This window comes from Luteolibacter sp. Populi (genome assembly GCF_040801775.1).
In the GTDB taxonomy this organism is placed as follows: domain Bacteria; phylum Verrucomicrobiota; class Verrucomicrobiia; order Verrucomicrobiales; family Akkermansiaceae; genus Haloferula.
The window spans coordinates 3453056-3470822 of sequence record NZ_CP161812.1 but is presented as its reverse complement, the minus strand read 5'-3'; the positions used below and the strand labels follow the sequence as shown (position 1 = coordinate 3470822).

The following is a 17767-nucleotide window of genomic DNA, read 5'->3' as shown; positions in this document are numbered from 1 at the left end:
TTACGCGAGCCGCGGAATCGGGAAATGCGAAAATTCGGGCAGCGCGTTCTAAACGCTTTTCGGCCTGCCCAACACCTCCACCGCCTGCATCGCGGCGGCGTTGCGGTTCTCCACGCCCAACTTGGAGAAAATGCTGCCGAGGTGCTGCTTCGCCGTCTTCTCGCTCATGCCGAGAATCGAGCCGACGTCCGCGTTGCTTTTCCCTTGCGAGACCCACAGCAGCACCTCCGCCTCGCGATTGGTTAGGCCCAGGGAGATCAAGGGTTCGTGGGAAGAGAAGTCGGGATGGAAGCCGGCGGCGGCCATCACCCGGGCGGCCACGGCCTCCGAGCGCGCCAGGCGTGCTTCCACCGCGGCGAGGAGCTCCTGGCGGGGCACCGGCTTCACCAGATAGTCGTCCGCGCCGGAGTTCATCCCGGTGCGGACATCCTCGCGGTCGCTGCGGGCGGTCAGGAAAATGAAGGGGACGGTGGCGGTGGCAGGATTGGCCCGCAGCGTCTGGATCACGCCGTGGCCGTCGAGTTCGGGCATCATCACGTCGCAGATCACCAGATCGGGCGGATTGGCGATCGCCAGTTCCGCGCCGACCCGGCCATCGGCAGCGGTGTGCACCTCGTAACCTTCGAAGCCGAGCATCATCGCCAGATTGCGGAGCATCTGGGGTTGGTCTTCGATGACGAGGATCCTCTTCATGACCTGGGGGTGGATAGGCGGCGGCTGCAACTTGGCAAAAGTGAACTATCCGACCAAAGTCGGAGTGCGTGTTTCCCGCCGTTCTGCTCTGCTGTAACCGTGATGACCGCAGAACAAATCCATCGGCTTCGCAAGTCTTTCCGCCTCCTCGAGCAGAAAGCCGACTTGGCTGCCCCCTTGTTTTACCAGCAGCTCTTCACTTTGGACTCCGGCCTGCGCCCGCTCTTCAAGACCGACATCGAGCTGCAGGCGATGAAACTTATGAAAATGCTGCGGGGTGCCTTGGACCTGCTCGACCAGCCGGACGAACTGGAAGACACGCTCCACGATCTGGGTGCCCGGTATTCGGAATACGGCGTCCGGCCGCGGCACTACGCCACCGTGGGTGCGGCGCTGACCACGATGCTCGAAAAGAGCCTCGGCGGGGATTTCACCCTGGAAACCCGCCAAGCCTGGGTGGCGCTTTACCATTTGATCGCGGCTACGATGCTCAATGGTGCCGCCCATGCGACCTTTTCAAGCGCCGCTTGAGGGCGGTTTACCCGAAAATCGGCAAGCGCACCGTGAAGCGGGTCCCGGCCCCGTCCTCCGACTCGAAGCCGATGCTGCCGCCGTGCAGCTCCACGCAGCGTTTCGTGATCAGCAGGCCCAGTCCGCTGCCGGCGACGCCCGCCACATTCCGCGCACGGTGGAAGGCCTCGAACATTTTCGGCTGATCCTCAGCCGGGATGCCGATCCCGCGGTCGCGCACGGTGAAGATCGCATCCTTCGCTTCCCGCCGGACCCTGAACTCCACCGGGCTGCCCGCCGGGGAATACTTCGCCGCATTCGATAGCAGATTGGAGAAAATGTGGCGGAGCAGGGATTCGCTACCGATCGCACCTTCCAGATCGGACTCGATCGACACTTCCACCGGACATTTCCGCACGGTGGCGGAAAGCGATTCGTCGATCAGCTTGGCGCAGATCGCCTCAAGGTCGATCGGCTCGGGCGTGTAGGCCAGCTTGCCGGCGTCCGCGCCGCCCAGGACGAGCACCTGCTCCATCAGGTCGCCCATCCGGCTGGTGGCGGTATGGATGTCCTCGAAAAGCTCGCCGCGCCGCGCCGCATCCAGACGGTCGTGGTAGTTCCGCAACAGCTCGACGGCGGACATGATCACCCCGAGCGGGGTCCGGAATTCGTGGGAAACGATCGCCGTGAAGCGCGAGCGGAGTTCGCTCAGTTCGCGCTCGTTTTCCAGAGCGCGGCGCATGGTTTCCTCCGTTCGCAGTTGTTCGGTCTTGTCCGTGACCGCGGCGATCACCCGCGGGTTTTTCCGTCCCGGCATCCGGGCCAGGTGGACGGTGCAGGGGACTTTGCTGCCGTCGCCACGGAGATGCATCCAATCGAAAAAGGGTTCCTCCCCCTCCATCGCCCGCGAGATTTTCTCCCAGGCGGATTCGATGCTGGTCCGGCCGTCGGGCTGGAATTCCGGGCTGAAGTCGACCGGGCCGCCGGAAAGCAAGGTCTCGCGGCTGACTCCGTAGAACTTCACGGCACTCTCGTTTGCTTCGAGGAAGCGCCCGTTATTCTCCATGTCGAGCACGACAATGGCAGTCGGCGTGTGCTCGAGCACCATGCGGTAGCGGGCTTCGCTTTCGCGCAGGGCGATCTCCGCGCGCTGGCGGCCGTCGATCTCGACCGCGAGCGCCACCCATTGCGCGACGTAGCGGGCGAAGTCCACCTCCGTCGCCGTCCATTGGCGCATCTCGCCCACGTGCTCGTGACAAACCACGCCGAAGAGGCGGCCATGGCGGTGCACCGGCGCATCAAGCATCGCCTTGATGCCGAGCGGGGCGAAGTAGGAGTCGCGGAACTCGGCCAGGCGCGGGTCGCCCATCGCGTCGTCGGAAACCACCAGATTCGAGCCGTGATGGAGGGCCTTGAAGTAGAAAGGAAAATCCGCGGATTCGAGCTGCAGCTTCTCGTGGTCGTAGCGGTCTTCGGAAAGATGGAATTGCAGCTCGCGGCAGATCGCGCGGCCGCCGGATTCCATGCTCCAGTAGCCGACCCGCTCCACTTTCAAGGCGGTGGCGCTGTGGTGCAGGAGGTCGCGCAGGATTTCCTCCAGCGGCACCACGCCGATCCGCTCGATCAGTGAGTCCAATTGCTCGCTGGCCGGTCGCGCGGTCTCGGTGGGATCGACGCTCATGAAGAATGCTGCGGGCGACTCGGTAGCGCGCCGACCGCCCCGTGAGAATCCGAAAACGCGGAATCCCTGTCAGGTGGCCCACTGGTACAGCGCGCCGGCCAGGGTGGCGGTCATCAGCGTGGCCATCGTTCCGCCGAGCACCGCCTTGAAGCCGAGCGCCGCAATCGTCGGCCGCTGGCCGGGGGCGATGCTGCCGGTCCCGCCGAGCTGGATCCCGATCGAGGCGAAGTTGGCGAAGCCGCAAAGCGCGAAGGTGGCGATGTAGATCGTCTTGGGCGTGAGCGCACCGGCGGCCTTCAAGACCCCGAGATCCCGGTAGGCGATGAATTCGGTGAAAACCAGTTTGGTGCCGATCAGGGCTCCGACCTTCGAGCTATCCGCGGAGTCGACGCCGATGATCCATGCTACCGGCGCGAAGGCATAGCCGAGCAGCACATTCAGGGAGAGTTCGGGATGGCCGAACTTGCCACCCATCCAGGTCAGGCAGCCGTTGAGCAGGGCCGCGAATGCGACGAAGGCAATGAGCATGGCACCGACGTTTGCGGCGAGCTTCAGGCCCTCCGAAGTGCCGTTTGCCAGCGCGTCCAACATATTGGCCCCGAGCTTGTCCTTCGGGACATGCAGTGAGTCGTCGATCGGCTCGGTCTGGGGGATGAGAAGCTTGGCCACCACCAGGGATGCCGGTGCGGCCATGAAGGAGGCGCAGAGCAGGAACTTCGCGAAGGCGATTTTCTCGGCCTCGTTGTCACCGCCCAGGAAACCGATGTAGGCCACCAGCACCCCGCCGGCGATCGTCGCCATGCCGCCGGTCATGAGCGCGAAGATTTCGCTGCGGTTCATGCGGTCGATATACGGCTTGATCATCAGCGGCAACTCGGTCTGACCGAGGAAGATCTCAGCCGCGGCGGCGAGCGACTCCGCACCGGACAGCTTCATGAATTTCTTGCTCACCCAGGCGAAGGCCCAGACCACCTTTTGCAGAATGCCGACGTAATAGAGCAGGGAGCAGAGAGCGGAGAAAAAGATGATGGTGGGCAGGACCTGGAACGCGAAAACGAAGCCCTGGCCCGGACCGATGACACGGCCCATGGTCCCGCCGTCGGCCAGTTCCCCGAACACGAACTTGGCACCCTCTTTTGAGAAATCCGTGACCCACACGAAGAACGCGGCCAGTTGGTCGAAGATCCAATTGCCGCCGGGAACGACCAGAAAGAGCAGGGCCAGGAGGATTTGGAGGAACAGCCCGCCGCCGACCAATCGCCAGTCGATCGCCCGCCGGTTTTCCGAGAAGAGGACTCCTGCGCCGATCAGGATAGTGAGGCCGAGGACGGCGCGAAGGATGTCAAATAGCATCGGGAGGAGGCGGGACAGCAGGGAACGGGCCGGGAGCATCGGGTTTCTCGCAAATCCACGGGGAGTCGCCAAGAACGGATGAAATCCTCGACTCGCCCGCGCGCCGCCGCTTCCCTCCGCCGCGGAGAATGAGGCGTGTGACAATCCATACTGACGGCGCGTGCCGGGGAAATCCCGGACCGGGCGGCTACGGAGCGGTAATGGTCTGCGGCAAGCACAGGCTGGAACTGTCCAAGGGCTTCGCGCACACCACCAACAACCGGATGGAGTTGATGGCCACCATCGTCGCGCTGGAGACCCTGAAGGAGCCCTGCGAAGTCGAATTGCTGTCGGATTCACGCTACGTCATCGACGCGATGACCAAGAACTGGATCAAGGGCTGGAAGGCCAAGGGCTGGCGCACCGCCGCCAACCAGCCGGTCAAGAACGTCGATCTCTGGCTGCGCCTGTCCGCGGCTGCGGACACGCATAAGGTCAACTGGAAATGGCTGCGCGGCCACGCCGGACACAAGGAGAACGAGCGCTGCGATGTTCTGGCCGTAAAGGCTGCGACAGGCCGGGACCTGCCCGCGGATGCGGGTTTTGAGGCTTAGGCGCGATCGGCGCTACACTGCCCTTATCCACATTCCGGTGACGCCTCACGGACGGCTCTGCCGCTGGGAGCGCGGAGCCACCGGCCCGCAGAGCGGTCCCTTGCCGCGCCTCTCACGAAAAGGTGGGTAGTCAAGTGACGGCGCTTTCCATACCGGTCCCATCCGTGCCCGGTAAGCTTCAGGCTGCTTCTGCGGGGCAGTGCCTTCCATCGCCTCTTGAGTGGGGCTTTGCCTGGAGTCATCAAAGCCCAGTCCCTGCTTGCCAAGCGACATGATCTTCCGACGATGGCGAGCATGAAGAAACGGATCGTGATCGCCGGGATTCTGCTACTTATCGTCATCTTCGCGTGGCGGCAGAACCGCGGCGGGCAAGCCGATCATGGCAAGGCTTCCGCATCCACACATCACCCCGGCAGCGGGGATGAGGCCAGCGTCGCAACCGACTCGTCCCTGCCGGGCAAGTCAGGCAATCGCAAGGATCCAGCGCCCCTGCCGACCCACGGCCCACACCGCTTTAAGGACTTCTTCCTCCCCGAGGTGGATGTGACCGGGCTGAACCTGGCAGCGGCTTTGGACAAATTGCAGGCGGCCTACGTCGAGGTCTGCGGACAGACGGGAGAAGTCCCGCTGCAGTTGGCTTTTGACGTGCCGCCGGGACATGGGAAGCCCCTGCGGATCAAGCTCGGCCTGCGGACACTCGACAGTTCGGTGCGCTTTCTGGCCGCCGCGGCAGGGTTGAAGGTGAAGCGGGACGGCGCGACCTATCATTTTGAAGCGCCACAAGACAGCGGCAAGCGCGTGACGAAGACCCTGCTGGTCCGGCCGGACCTGATCTCGCTGCTAAAGGATGCCAATGTCTCCGGCTCGGATTTGCCCTTCGATGTCGACTCCGACCCCGTCAAGGTCCGCGCCGCCAATGACATTCGCCGTGTCTTGGAGGACTGCGGCATCGACCTCGCCGCTTCCACGCAACTCACTTTGACAGGGGGAAGCTGGAATTCGAATCCAGCAGAGCTGCGGACGAGCTTGCCATCTCCGGGATGGCCGATGCCTTCTCCAGTCTGAGTCCCAACCACAAGCTGGAGATGTCCATCCTCGAGCTGGCTCCAAGCACGGATTGGCCTCCTCCGGAGGCAGGGACCCTCGACCACGCGGCGCTGCAGTTCTTGCTCGCCGATGTGAACGGCCGCGCGGGCGTGGAGCTGGTGGCGATGCCGTCGGTGACCGCGCGCAGCGGGGAAGCGACGACCATCGAGATGATCCGGGAACTGATTGTGCCGACCGATGAGGCCGGCCCGAACTTCGAAACCCACAATCTGGGCAGGGTGATCAAGCTCTCTCCCGAACCGCTCGGCCTCGGCCAGCAGGCCCAACTCAACTACTCCAATACGACGGGTGGACTCGATCCGGTCTCGTTGAGAGCCGCTGTCGAAAAGCAGGAGATCGATGGCTCCGGCTTCATCCGCGAGGGCGGCACCCGCGTGGCGATCGAGACCCGGCCGGATGGCTCGCGCACGGTGGTGCTGACGACTCCGACCCTGATCGATGCCACCGGCATGCCGCTCCGGGAAGCGGACCGGTGAAGGCACTCGCCGATCTTGGCAGCGTCTTCTTCCGATAGGTAGTTCGGGCCGCCGGCGCGGGAAGTTCAAGGGCGGGTGTCCCCAGAACGGGGACAAGACACGGATCGATTCGGCGACTTTGCGCCTGCGCGACATACGGGCCGCTTTACGGGAAGACCTGAAGCGGGGAGAGTTTGTGCGGGAAGCGTCCGTAGGGTGACTTCCCAAACCCAGCCGCTAGATCCCGATCGTCCAAGTCCACAACCCAAGATGAAATCCACTCCGATCCTCGTTCTCGCCGTGGCCGCGCTTCTGGCCGGCTGTAATAAATCCGCGACCCCCGGCCAAACCCGCATCGCCGTGATCCCGAAGGGCACCACGCATATCTTCTGGAAGTCCGTGGAAGCGGGCGCGGAGAAGGCCGCGAAAGAACTCGGCGTGAAGGTGACTTTCATCGGGCCGCAGAAGGAAGACGACCGTTCGCAGCAGATCGATCTGGTGAAGAACCAAGCACTGCAGAACGACGCGATCGTCCTCGCGCCCCTCGACGCGGTGGCGCTGCGCGACGTGGTCAAGGAGGTCTCCGCGAAGAAGCCGGTGGTGATCATCGATTCCTCGCTGGCCGATAGCGACGGCTTCATCTCCAGCTACGTGGCCACCGACAACCGCCAGGGCGGCCGCATCGCCGCGAAAGCCCTTGCCGAAAGTATGGGCGGAAAAGGCAAGGTCGCCGTGATGCGCTACGCCCAGGGCAGTGCCTCGACCGAGCAGCGGGAGGAAGGCTTCCTCGACGAGATCAAGAAGTTCCCCGAGATCGAGGTGGTCAGCTCCGAGCAATACGCCGGTGCCACCGCCAGCCAGGCCCAGGATACCGCGACCAACCTGTTGACCCGGCTCGCCTCTGGCGACGGGCTGTCGGTGCAGGGCATCTTCACCAGCAACCAGACCAGCACCTACGGGATGCTCCAGGCCCTGCGCGGCAAGGGCCTCGCGGGCAAGCCGAAGTTCGTCGGCTTCGACTGCGATGCCACTTTCATCGACGCACTCAAGAAGGGCGAGATGAGCGGCAGCGTGCTGCAGGACCCGGTCAACATGGGCTATCTCGGCGTGAAGAGCGCCGTGGCGAAGATCAGGGGCGAGAAGGTCGAAGCGATGGTGGATACCGGCGCGACCCTGATCACCCAGGCGAATCTGGAGGACCCGAAAATCTCCGCGCTGATCAAGACGCAGATCCCTTGAAAAGTGCCAAGTGATCAGTGAGCGGTGATCAGTGAACTATGTCTTTGCTTCCTCCACGTTTGGTAATGCGGGGCATCCGCAAGGCCTTCGGCCCGACGGTCGCGCTCGGCCGGGTCGATCTGGAGGTGTTGCCCGGGGAGGTGCATGCGCTGGTCGGTGAAAATGGCGCGGGCAAGAGCACCTTGATGAAAGTCCTCTCCGGTGCCCACGCGCCGGACGAGGGCGAGATGCTCTTCGACGGCCAGCCCTATCAGCCGCGTCATCCGCTGGACGCGCGGTCGCGCGGGGTGGGGATGATCTATCAGGAGCTATCGGTCGCACCGCATCTCACGGTGGAAGAAAACATCGTGCTCGGCATGGAGCCGCGGAAGGGCCCCTTCGTGGATCGCAAGGCGATGCGCGCGCGAGCGCTGGAGGCGCTGGCACATTTCGATCACCCGGACATCCGGCCCGATGTGAAAGCGGGTAACCTGTCCGTCTCCGCCCAGCAGCTGGTCGAAATCGGTCGCTCGCTGGCGATGGGTTGCAAGCTGTTAGTATTCGACGAGCCGACCTCCTCGCTCGCGCAAAAAGACATCGAACGGCTCTTCCAGCTCATCGACCGCCTCAAAGGGCAGGGGATCTCCATCATCTACATCTCGCACTTCTTGGAAGAAGTGAAGCGCCTCGCCTCGCGCCTGACCGTGCTTCGCGATGGCTCGGTAGTCGGCACCCGCGAGGTCGCCACAACCGCGCCAGAAGAAATCGTGTCGATGATGGTGGGCCGCGATGTGGACGACCTCTATCCCCGCAGCAAACGCTCCCCGGGCGAGACCCTGCTGGAGATCTCCAGCCTGGCCGGCGTGAAGAAACCGGTGGACGCCAGCCTGACCCTGCGCCGCGGCGAGGTGGTAGGCATCGCCGGTCTTGTCGGCTCGGGCCGCACGGAATTCCTGCGCGCGCTCTTCGGCCTCGATGCGGTCAAAGGCGGCACCGTGAAGGTCGGCGGCGCGAGCGCAAGCGCTTCCAATCCCCGGCAGCGCTGGAAGCAGCGCATCGGCATGCTCAGCGAGAACCGCAAGGACGAAGGCCTCGCGCTCAATCTCTCCATCGCCGACAACGTGACCCTTCCCTGCCTCGAACGCTTCGGCAATGCAGGCGTCCTCTCACCCGCAAAACAAAAAACCGCGACCGCCCGCTGGATCGAACGGCTCGGCATCAAGTGCCAAGGCCCGGGCCAAGAGATCGGCGCCTTGTCCGGCGGTAACCAACAGAAGGCCGCCTTCGCGCGCTTGCTGGAATACGACGTCGACGTGCTCCTGTTAGACGAGCCGACCCGCGGCATCGACATCGCCGCGAAGGCGCGGATTTACGAAGCGATCAACGAAGTGGTGACCGACCCGCAACGCCCGCGCGCGGTCCTGATCATCTCCAGCTATTTGCCCGAACTCTTCGGCGTCTGCGACCGGATCGCCGTGATGAGCCAAGGCAAGCTCACGCGCGCGGTCCCGGTGGAAAAGCTCACGCCGCACGACGTGATGCTCGTCGCCACCGGCAAGGCCGCCGACCTTCCTTGAACCTCTCCCATGAGCCTGAAATCCCTCTTCACGATCCTCGGCCCCTTCATCGCGCTGCTGGTGATCTACGGCACTTTTGGCGCGCTGAACCCCGCGATGTTCAGCAGCGAGGTGCTGCGGGATATCCTGACTCAAACCGTCATCGTCGGGATCGCCGCCATCGGCATGACGCTCATCATCATCTCCGGCGGCATCGATCTCTCGGTCGGCTCGGTGATCGCGCTCTGCAGCGTGGTGGGAGCGACCCTGGTGACGAAGGGAGTCGCCCCGCCACTGGTATTCCTTTGCACCATCGCCTTCGGAGGCTTCTGCGGTCTGATCAATGGCGGGCTCTCCACCGGGCTCAAGCTGATGCCCTTCATTGTCACGCTCGGCACCATGCAGATCTTCCGCGGCGCGGGGAAGGTCTATAGCAAGGGCACGCCGGTGAACCTGCCCTTCGACGTCACTGCTTACAAACCCTGGATGGGCGGCAGTGGAATTCCCCACGGCGTGTGGCTGATGATCGCGCTCGTAATCATCTTCGCGCTGGTCCTGCGCTACACGCGCTTCGGGCGGCACGTTTTCGCGATCGGCTCGAACGAGCAGACCGCGACGCTCTGCGGGGTCAATGTCCCGCGCACCAAGCTGTTGGTCTACACCATCGGCGGCGCGCTCACCGGACTCTCCGGCATGATGATCATGGCCAAGCCCTCGCAAGGCGATCCGACGACCGCGCTGGGGATGGAACTCGACGTGATCGCCTCGGTGGTAATCGGCGGTGCCAGCCTGTCCGGCGGCGAAGGCACCGTGCTCGGCACCTTGATCGGTGCCCTGCTGATGACCACCATCCGGATGGGCTGCAACCTGAACGGCATCCCCACCCCGTGGACCGAGATCATCACCGGCGCGATCATCGTGGTGGCCGTGATCATCGACCGCTTGCGACAACGCGAGGCATGAAGGAAGTCTTGTCCTCCCTGCCTCCGGTCGCATGATCGGGGAATGAAGTTTCTCCCTCTCTTCGCCTGCATGATGATGGCCGGCGCTTCAGTTGCCCCGGGGCAAAACCAGCACCAGATGAATGCCGAAGCCGCCGCCGAATTCACGAAGGCCGACAAGGAGCTGAACGAGGTCTACACGAAGGTCATCGCGGTCCTCGACGATGGCGCGAAGGAGAAGCTCAAGAAGTCGCAGCGCGCCTGGGTAGCCTATCGCGATGCCGATGCCGAGTTCCACGCGGATGCGGAAGCCCGCGGCGGCAGCATGTGGCCGCTGATCTACGAGGGCACCCGCGGCAGCTTGACCAAGGCGCGGGTGAAAGCCCTCCGGGAGTATCTGATCGAGGAGAATGAGAAGTAGTCCGCTTTGCCCCTTACCCACCTTCCCGTGATGCATTACGGACGGCTCTTCCCCTGGGAGCGCGGAGCCACCTGGCCCGCAGAACGGTCCCTTCCTGCCCGCGACACGCAAAGGCAGGCAGCCGCGCGACGGCGCTCTCCACCAGCATCGCGCGACGTGTAGCGCTGCTCCGGCTACTTCTGCGGGGCAGAACCTCCGCGGTCCCGGGCCTTGGCACCTCAACCCTCCGCTCCCTCAAAAACCCTCCGCCGGATCTCCTCCACATCCACGGTCTCAAGATACTGCCGGATGTTCGGGAACCATTCCGCGTGGTGCCCGTACTGCGGATCGCTGAACTCCGCGATCGCCTTCTCGCGGGTCCAGCGCTGCACGACCATCCGGTACATCGCCACCACCGCACCGGTGCGATCCGAGCCGTGCAGGCAGTGCACCAGCACCGGCTTCTCCGCCGAGACCAGCACGCGCAGCGCTTCCACGATCTCCTCGTTGCGGACCGACCCGGCATTCATCCGCACGTGGTGAAGCTCGAGATTCTTCCCCTTCTCGTCATCCGAATGCCAGCGCCGCAAGCACAGCACCTCGCCGATCCCGTGGTCCTTGGCCAGTGCCTCGAATTGATACTTCTGCGGCTGGGAAGAGCGCCAAACCTTCACATCCACGCGATGCAGGTTCGCCGGCCCGGAGCAGGCGGCGAGCAATGCGGAGACTAGAAGGACAAACGGGGCTTTCCGATTCACGATTGCGAGATTACCGAACAGGCGGTGATGGACAAGCAAGTCATGACGATCAGTGCAGCCGGTCAGGAAGCGCCGGACCAGGTGGTGATCGAGGAGCCGCTGCAAATCGTCGTCGATGGCCGCTCCGTCGCCGTGACGATGCGCACTCCGGGGCACGACGCGGAACTGGCCCTCGGCTTCCTGCGGACCGAAGGCGTCATCTCCTCGCTCGATCAAGTCAGTCACATCGCCACCGATTCTCGCGACAATCACGCGCTCGTCTTCCTGGTGGAGGGCAGCGCGGTCGACTTTGACAAGCTCACCCGCCACGTCTTCAGCGCCTCCTCCTGCGGCCTCTGCGGGAAAGCGACCATCAATGCAGTAACTCAAGATCTGCCCGCCCTCCCGGATGGCGTGACTCTCCCGAAGGACTCATTGCTTCGTGCCCCGCAGATGCTTGCCGAAGCGCAATCGGTCTTCGCCCGCACCGGTGGCCTCCACGCCGCGGGAATCTTCGGCGCGGATGGTACGATGCACGTCGTACGCGAGGACATCGGCCGCCACAATGCCGTGGACAAGGTGCTCGGCTGGTCGATGCAGGCGGGCTTCGATCTGACCAACTGCTTCCTGCTGGTCTCGGGCCGCGTGTCCTTCGAGATCATGCAGAAGGCCCTCGCCGGCGGCATCCCGCTGGTGGCCGCGATCTCGGCGCCCTCGTCCCTTGCGATCGAGTTCGCGAAGCAGGCGAACCAGACCCTTGTCGCCTTCCTCAGGCCCCCCGGCTTCAAGATCTACGCCGGACTCAAACGGATCGCGTAAGGCTCACCTCGATGCTCTTGCTCGCCGGCGTGTTGCTGCCCTCCGCCACATGCCCCACCGGCACGAGCACGTTCGCCTCCGGGAAGTAGGCCGCCGCCAGGCCGCGGGGCATCTCATAGGGGATCGCGCGGAAGCCACGCAGGTGCCGCTCGCCATCGCTCCAGTGACTGGTCACGTCGATCCGCTCGCCCGGCTTGATGCCGAGGCCGGCGAGATCCTCCGGATTCAAGAACACGATATCTCGCATGCCGGAGATCCCGCGGTAGCGATCGTTCAAGCCATAGACCGTCGTGTTGAATTGATCATGGCTGCGCAGCGTCTGTAGCACGAAGCGCCCGGCCCGGGCCTGAAATGCATCCAGCGCTGCCACCGAGAAATTCGCCCGATGGTTCGGTGTATTCCACACCCGATCCTTCGCCGCATTGGGCAGATAGAAGCCACCCTGCTCCCGCACCCGTTCGTTGTAGCGTTCGAATCCGGGCACCACCGCTTCGATCCAATCGCGGATCCGGTCGTAGTCCTCCGCCAGCCAGCGCCAGCGGATCTGCCCCACGTCACCCAGCGTCGTTTCCGCAAGCCGCGCCACGATGTCGGTCTCGCTCAGAAGCTCAGCCGACGCCGGAGCCAGCTTGCCTTCGGACGATTGGACCACGGCCATCGAATTCTCGGTCGTGACGAAGCGTCCTTGGTCGCGCTCGCTGCGGCCCAGGCAGGGCAAGATCAGCGCCCGCTTGCCATGGATCAGGTGGCTGCGGTTCAGCTTGGTCGAGACATGGCAGGTCAGCCGGCACTTGCGCAGTGCTTCCGCGGTGAAGCCGCTGTCCGGCGTCGCTTGGGCGAAGTTCCCGCCGAGCGCAAAGAAGACCTTCGCCCGGCCCTCGTCCATCGCCAGGATCGCCTTCACCGTATCGAAGCCATGATGCCGCGGCACGCGGATCCCGGCCTGCTTCTCCAGCGCCGCGAGAAAGCTCTCCGGCATCTTCTCGAAAATCCCGACCGTCCGGTCACCCTGCACGTTGCTGTGGCCCCGCACCGGACACAGGCCCGCGCCCTCCCGTCCGACCGCCCCCAGCAGCAGATGCAGGTTCGCGATCTCACGGATGGTGGCCACGGCATTGCGGTGCTGCGTCAGGCCCATCGCCCAACACGTGATCAGCCTCTGTTTCCCGCCGCCGATCAACTTCGCAAGCCTCTCGATCTCCTCCCGCGAAATTCCGGACATCTCTTCAATCTCCAGCCACCCCGTGGCCTCCACCAAGCTACGATATTCCTCGTAGAAGGCGGTCTGCTCCCGGACAAACCCATCGGCTTGCCACCCCGCCGCGATCAGCGCCTTCGCCAGCCCGCGGAAAAGCGCCAGATCTCCATTCACCTTCACCTGCAGGTAAGTCGAGGCCAGCGCCGTCGCCCTCCCTAACAACCCGGTCACATGCTGCGGATGCGAGAAACCCAGCAGCCCCGCCTCGCGCAGCGGATTGATCGCCACCAGCTTCACCCCTTTCTTCACCGCCTGCTCCAGCGTGGTCAGCATCCGCGGATGATTCGTGCCGGGATTCTGGCCGACGCAGAGGATCACCTCCGCCTCCAGGAAGTCATCCATCGTCACGGTGCCCTTGCCCACGCCGATGGCATCCTTCATCGCCAGGCCGCTCGATTCATGGCACATGTTCGAGCAATCCGGCAGGTTGTTGGTCCCGTAGGCACGAACGAAGAGCTGATAGAGAAAAGCAGCCTCGTTGCTCGCCCGGCCGGAAGTGTAGAAGACCGCCTCGTCCGGCGAAGGCAGCTTGATGAGCTCCTCCGCAAGAATCGCGAAGGCCGTGTCCCAGCTTACCGGCTCGTAGTGCGTCGCCCCCTCGTGCAAAATCATCGGCTCCGCCAAGCGACCCTGCAGGTCGTGCCAGGCATCCGTCTGAGCCATCAGGTCCGCCACCGGATGCGCCGCGAAGAACTCCCGGCCGATCGTCTTCTTCATCGCCTCGGAAGCGACCGCCTTCGCTCCGTTCTCACAGAATTCGGCGATCGACCGGTGGCCGTCGGGGTCGGGCCAGGCACAGCTCGGGCAGTCGAATCCACCGAATTGATTCAGGTCGAGGAGGGCCTTCGTTCCGCGTGCCACCCCGTTCTTGCCAAAGACATGCTTGAGCGAGGCCGCCACCGCCGGCAGCCCCGCGGCACCGGTCTTCGGCTCTTTGAAACGACCCTGTTCCTCTTCCTCCATCCGCAGAATCTAGCGGATGGAAGACCCGGCGCAACGCCGCTTCAGGAGGATGTCCTATTTGCCGGTCGCCTGCTTTCTCTTCGCCAGCACTTCCGTGAGAGAGGGCAGCTTCAGATGCTCCGCGGCATCCTGGAGATTCTTCCGTTCCAGCGGGTCTTCCGTCGCCAGAGCCACCGCCTGCAAGCGCGGGATGGCGTCCCGGCTGCCGAAGTTGAGCGTGGCCGCCAGGGCGGAGGCTCGGACTTCCGGGTCGGGATTGGAAAGCTCGGCGAGGATCCCGTTGAGAGATTCCACATCGTCGTTCCAAGAGAGGTCGAGGAGAGCCTCGCCGCGGTCTCTGAGCCATGCCCGGTGCTCGGCCGATCCCGTGGGATGCGGGCTGAGTTGGGGGGCGGGCAGGCCCGGATCCACGGCGAGGAGCTTTGTCGGCGGCCTGATGCTCGCAGCACGACCCACGGCCGGGGCAGCGCCACTCTCCTCCCGGGGGGTGGAGGAGAAGCGCTGGATGCCCCATGGCAGCAGCAAGGCCGCGAGCAACAGCAGGACGCCCGCCGCGAGCGATTTGCGGGATGAAATCATCGGCGGCAGATCGGGTCAGAGGTCCGTTTCGACCTCTTTGCCCGTGAGGTCGATCTTTCCTTCGCCTAGAATCAGGCTGCTTTCCAAGGTCCCGCGGCCGGTCACCGTGCAGGCGATCTTGCCCTTGAGGGTCTGGGTGCCTTGGTTGTTGGGCTTGCTGGCGCTGAAGTTCTCTTTGGCCAGCCCGGTCATGTTGAGGACAAGTCCCTCGACCGGGAGATTGAGTTCCAGACCGAAGGCGATGTAGATCTTGCTCTTCTCCTGTTCGGTCACGGTGTTGTAGACCCCGTTGAAGAGGTCGCCGCCGAAGTCCGCGAAGGCAAAGGCGCTGACGTCCACGATCAAGACACCGTTCTTGTCGGTTACGTAAACATCGCCGTCGGGATCGACCACAATGCGCGCCCCCTTCGGGAAGGTCTGGACGGTCTGCGTCGCCAGCAGGGCCAGCAGATCCTTCGAGTTCAGGCGCACCGCTTCGACCTCGCCCTTGAAGAGGTTACCCTCGGTCACTTCCGAAGCTTGGATGAAGAAGGTGAAATTCAGGACCAGCGGCGAGGGGACCGTGGCTTGGACCGGCAGTGCCGGGAACAGGGCTGCGGCGAGCAGCAGGGGAAGCGGGAGGGATTTGGATTTCATAACAGTGGTTTTAGGCCATTTCAAACAGATCATGGTGCCGTGCATCGCGCAACTCACGTCTTCCGCGGGTAAATGATCACGGCAGCAAAACCGGGGAAATCTGGCAAAAAAGTTCGCATCGGCACCGCTTTCACGGCAAATCGAAAGCAATCGAATGAACGCCAATATTCCCTCCCTCCTTAGTTTTATGATTCCGTCGCTGTCTCTGGCCGCTGCGATGGATTACCCGCAGACACGCAAGACCGAGGTGGTGGAAGAGTTGCACGGCACCCAGGTCGCCGATCCCTACCGCTGGCTGGAAGACGACAATTCCGACGAGACCAAGGCTTGGGTCATCGCGCAAAACCGCGTGACGGAGGATTTCCTGACCACCATCCCGCAGCGCGAGGAGATCCGCAAGCGGCTCGCCGACCTGTGGAATTTCGAGCGTACCGGCTCGCCGAAGGATTTCGGCGGACGCTGGTTCTTCACCCACAATACCGGCCTGCAAAACCAGTCCGTCCTCAAGGTCTCCGAGACCCTCGATGGCGAAGCCCGGGTGCTGCTCGATCCCAACCAGCTCTCGGCCGACGGCACGGTGGCGCTGGCAGGTTTCGAGCCGAGCGAGGATGGCAAGCTGTTAGGCTACTCGATCTCCCGCGGCGGCAGCGATTGGAACGAGATCCTCGTCCGCGACGTCGCCACCGGCAAGGACACCGGCGATCACCTCAAGTGGGTCAAGTTCAGCGGCATCGCCTGGACCAAGGACGGCAGCGGCTTCTACTACAGCCGCTACGATGAGCCCGCGGCCGGCGCGGCGCTCACCCAGAAAAACGAATTCCAGAAGCTCTTCTTCCACAAGATCGGCACCCCGCAGACCGAGGACAAGCTGATCTACGAGCGCAAGGACCAGCCGCGCTGGGCCTTCGGCGGCGGCCTCACCGAGGATGGCAAATTCCTGATCATCCACGTCGCCGACGGCACCGATCCCAACAACCGGATCTTCTACAAGGACCTGTCGAAGCCGGATTCGGTCGTGGTCGAATTGTTGAATGGGGCCGACGCGAATTACGACTTCATCGATAACGACGGCGACACCTTCCTCTTCCGCACCGATCTGAATGCGCCGCGCCACCGCGTGATCGCCATCGATGTGAAGAAGCCCTCCAAGGAGGCGTGGAAGGAAGTCATCCCGCAGGCCAAGGACTTGCTGCAAGGCATCACCAGTGTCGGCGGCAAGCTGTTCTGCGAGTACCTGCGCGATGCCAAAAGCGCCGTCAGCATGTATGGCTTCGACGGCACCAAAGTGCGCGACGTCGAGCTGCCCGGAATCGGCAATGCCGGCGGCTTTCAAGGGCGCAAGGGCGACAAGGAAACCTTCTACTCCTTCACCAGCTTCACCGATCCCGGCGCGATCTTCCGTTACAACCTCGGCACCGGCGAAAGCAAGCTGTGGAACCGCCCGAAGGTCGGCTTCGACGGCAGCGCCTACGAGACCAAGCAGGTCTTCGTCCCCAGCAAGGACGGCACCAAAATCCCGGTCTTCATCACCCACAAGAAGGGCATCAAGCTGGACGGCAGCCATCGGACCCTGCTCTACGGCTACGGTGGTTTCAATATCAGCCTCAGCCCGGGCTTCTCGGTCGGCCGCGCGGTGTGGCTGGAGCGCGGCGGGATTCTCGCCGTGGCGAACCTCCGGGGTGGCGGCGAATACGGCAGCGAGTGGCACCTCGCCGGCACCCGCCTCCGCAAGCAGAACGTCTTCGACGACTTCATCGCCGCCGGCGAATGGCTGGTGAAGGAGAAGTACACCGTCTCCTCCCGCCTCGGAATCCAGGGCGGCAGCAATGGCGGTTTGCTCGTCGGCGCCTGCATGACCCAGCGGCCGGATCTCTTCGGCGCTGCGCTGCCCGCGGTCGGTGTCATGGACATGCTGCGCTTCCACAAGTTCACCATCGGTTGGGGTTGGGAGAGCGACTACGGCAGCGCGGAGAATCCGGAGGAGTTCAAGGCCCTGCTACGATATTCACCGTACCACGTGCTGAAGCCCGGCACGCGCTATCCCGCCACCCTGGTGACCACAGCCGATCACGACGACCGCGTGGTCCCGGCGCACAGCTTCAAGTTTGCCGCGCGCCTGCAGGAGTGCCAGGCGAAGGACGGCCCTCCGGTCCTGATCCGCATCGATACCAGTGCCGGTCACGGTGCGGGCACGGCCCTGTCCAAGATGATCGACCGCACGGCGGAGGAATGGTCATTCCTCGAGGCAAACTTGAAATAAAGACAGGC

The 17767-nt window shown here is 63.7% G+C and carries 17 protein-coding genes; 10 read left to right on the top strand and 7 right to left on the bottom strand.

The genetic code is table 11. The features are described 5' to 3' along the window. Positions 1–48: 48 nt before the first annotated feature. The gene (locus ABWK72_RS14120) at positions 49–693 is read right to left on the bottom strand and encodes a response regulator (RefSeq protein ID WP_367870215.1); all 645 of its coding nucleotides are present in this window, start codon (positions 691–693) and stop codon (positions 49–51) included. A 165-nt stretch (positions 694–858) separates the two neighbouring features. Here ABWK72_RS14120 and ABWK72_RS14115 point away from each other — a divergent pair, with 165 nt between their 5' ends. Then, positions 859–1224 (top strand): globin domain-containing protein, encoded by a 366-nt coding sequence (locus ABWK72_RS14115; RefSeq protein ID WP_367870214.1) that lies wholly within the window; start codon positions 859–861, stop codon positions 1222–1224. A 7-nt stretch (positions 1225–1231) separates the two neighbouring features. Here the strand turns inward: ABWK72_RS14115 and ABWK72_RS14110 are convergent, their stop codons facing one another. Further along, positions 1232–2884, bottom strand: coding sequence for an ATP-binding protein (locus ABWK72_RS14110; protein WP_367870213.1), 1653 nt, complete (start codon positions 2882–2884; stop codon positions 1232–1234). 69 nt (positions 2885–2953) lie between these two features. Next, positions 2954–4276: a NupC/NupG family nucleoside CNT transporter gene (locus ABWK72_RS14105; protein WP_367870212.1), complete on the bottom strand. Its 1323-nt coding sequence runs from the start codon at positions 4274–4276 to the stop codon at positions 2954–2956. An 89-nt stretch (positions 4277–4365) separates the two neighbouring features. On the opposite strand from ABWK72_RS14105, the gene rnhA reads away from it, so the two are divergent. The 7 genes from rnhA (at position 4366) to ABWK72_RS14070 (ending at position 10528) form a co-directional block, all read left to right on the top strand. Further along, positions 4366–4830, top strand: coding sequence for a ribonuclease HI (gene rnhA, locus ABWK72_RS14100; RefSeq protein ID WP_367870211.1), 465 nt, complete (start codon positions 4366–4368; stop codon positions 4828–4830). 294 nt (positions 4831–5124) lie between these two features. Continuing rightward, entirely contained in the window at positions 5125–5895 is a 771-nt protein-coding gene (locus ABWK72_RS14095) for a hypothetical protein (RefSeq protein WP_367870210.1), read from the top strand. Next, a complete protein-coding gene (locus ABWK72_RS14090) occupies positions 5871–6413 on the top strand; it encodes a hypothetical protein (RefSeq protein WP_367870209.1) in 543 nt (180 codons plus the stop codon). Before ABWK72_RS14095 ends, ABWK72_RS14090 begins: the two co-directional genes overlap by 25 nt. A 249-nt stretch (positions 6414–6662) precedes the next feature. After that, positions 6663–7631, top strand: coding sequence for a substrate-binding domain-containing protein (locus tag ABWK72_RS14085; protein ID WP_367870208.1), 969 nt, complete (start codon positions 6663–6665; stop codon positions 7629–7631). A gap of 65 nt (positions 7632–7696) precedes the next feature. After that, positions 7697–9187: a sugar ABC transporter ATP-binding protein gene (locus ABWK72_RS14080; protein WP_367870207.1), complete on the top strand. Its 1491-nt coding sequence runs from the start codon at positions 7697–7699 to the stop codon at positions 9185–9187. A gap of 9 nt (positions 9188–9196) precedes the next feature. Continuing rightward, positions 9197–10129 carry an ABC transporter permease gene (locus ABWK72_RS14075; protein ID WP_367870206.1) on the top strand — a complete coding sequence of 311 codons (933 nt, stop codon included), beginning with the start codon at positions 9197–9199 and terminating at the stop codon, positions 10127–10129. Between the two features lie 42 nt (positions 10130–10171). Further along, positions 10172–10528: a lysozyme inhibitor LprI family protein gene (locus ABWK72_RS14070; protein WP_367870205.1), complete on the top strand. Its 357-nt coding sequence runs from the start codon at positions 10172–10174 to the stop codon at positions 10526–10528. Positions 10529–10746: 218 nt separating this feature from the next. Here ABWK72_RS14070 and ABWK72_RS14065 read toward each other — a convergent pair whose 3' ends face one another. Beyond that, on the bottom strand, positions 10747–11265 hold the full coding sequence (locus ABWK72_RS14065) for a tyrosine-protein phosphatase (RefSeq protein WP_367870204.1): 519 nt from the start codon (positions 11263–11265) through the stop codon (positions 10747–10749). A 27-nt stretch (positions 11266–11292) separates the two neighbouring features. Between ABWK72_RS14065 and fdhD the strand changes: the two genes are divergently transcribed. Then, positions 11293–12063: a formate dehydrogenase accessory sulfurtransferase FdhD gene (fdhD, locus tag ABWK72_RS14060; protein ID WP_367870203.1), complete on the top strand. Its 771-nt coding sequence runs from the start codon at positions 11293–11295 to the stop codon at positions 12061–12063. On the opposite strand, the gene ABWK72_RS14055 is transcribed toward fdhD, so the two are convergent. Genes ABWK72_RS14055 through ABWK72_RS14045 form a run of 3 tightly spaced genes read right to left on the bottom strand, consistent with a single transcriptional unit; the run spans position 12047 to position 15499 of the window. After that, positions 12047–14284 carry an FdhF/YdeP family oxidoreductase gene (locus tag ABWK72_RS14055; protein ID WP_367870202.1) on the bottom strand — a complete coding sequence of 746 codons (2238 nt, stop codon included), beginning with the start codon at positions 14282–14284 and terminating at the stop codon, positions 12047–12049. The genes fdhD and ABWK72_RS14055 overlap by 17 nt on opposite strands. Before the next feature lie 54 nt (positions 14285–14338). After that, positions 14339–14863 (bottom strand): HEAT repeat domain-containing protein, encoded by a 525-nt coding sequence (locus ABWK72_RS14050; protein WP_367870201.1) that lies wholly within the window; start codon positions 14861–14863, stop codon positions 14339–14341. Positions 14864–14878: 15 nt separating this feature from the next. Next, positions 14879–15499 (bottom strand): hypothetical protein, encoded by a 621-nt coding sequence (locus tag ABWK72_RS14045; protein ID WP_367870200.1) that lies wholly within the window; start codon positions 15497–15499, stop codon positions 14879–14881. 187 nt (positions 15500–15686) lie between these two features. On the opposite strand from ABWK72_RS14045, the gene ABWK72_RS14040 reads away from it, so the two are divergent. After that, on the top strand, positions 15687–17759 hold the full coding sequence (locus ABWK72_RS14040; RefSeq protein ID WP_367870199.1) for a prolyl oligopeptidase family protein: 2073 nt from the start codon (positions 15687–15689) through the stop codon (positions 17757–17759). Positions 17760–17767 lie beyond the last annotated feature (8 nt).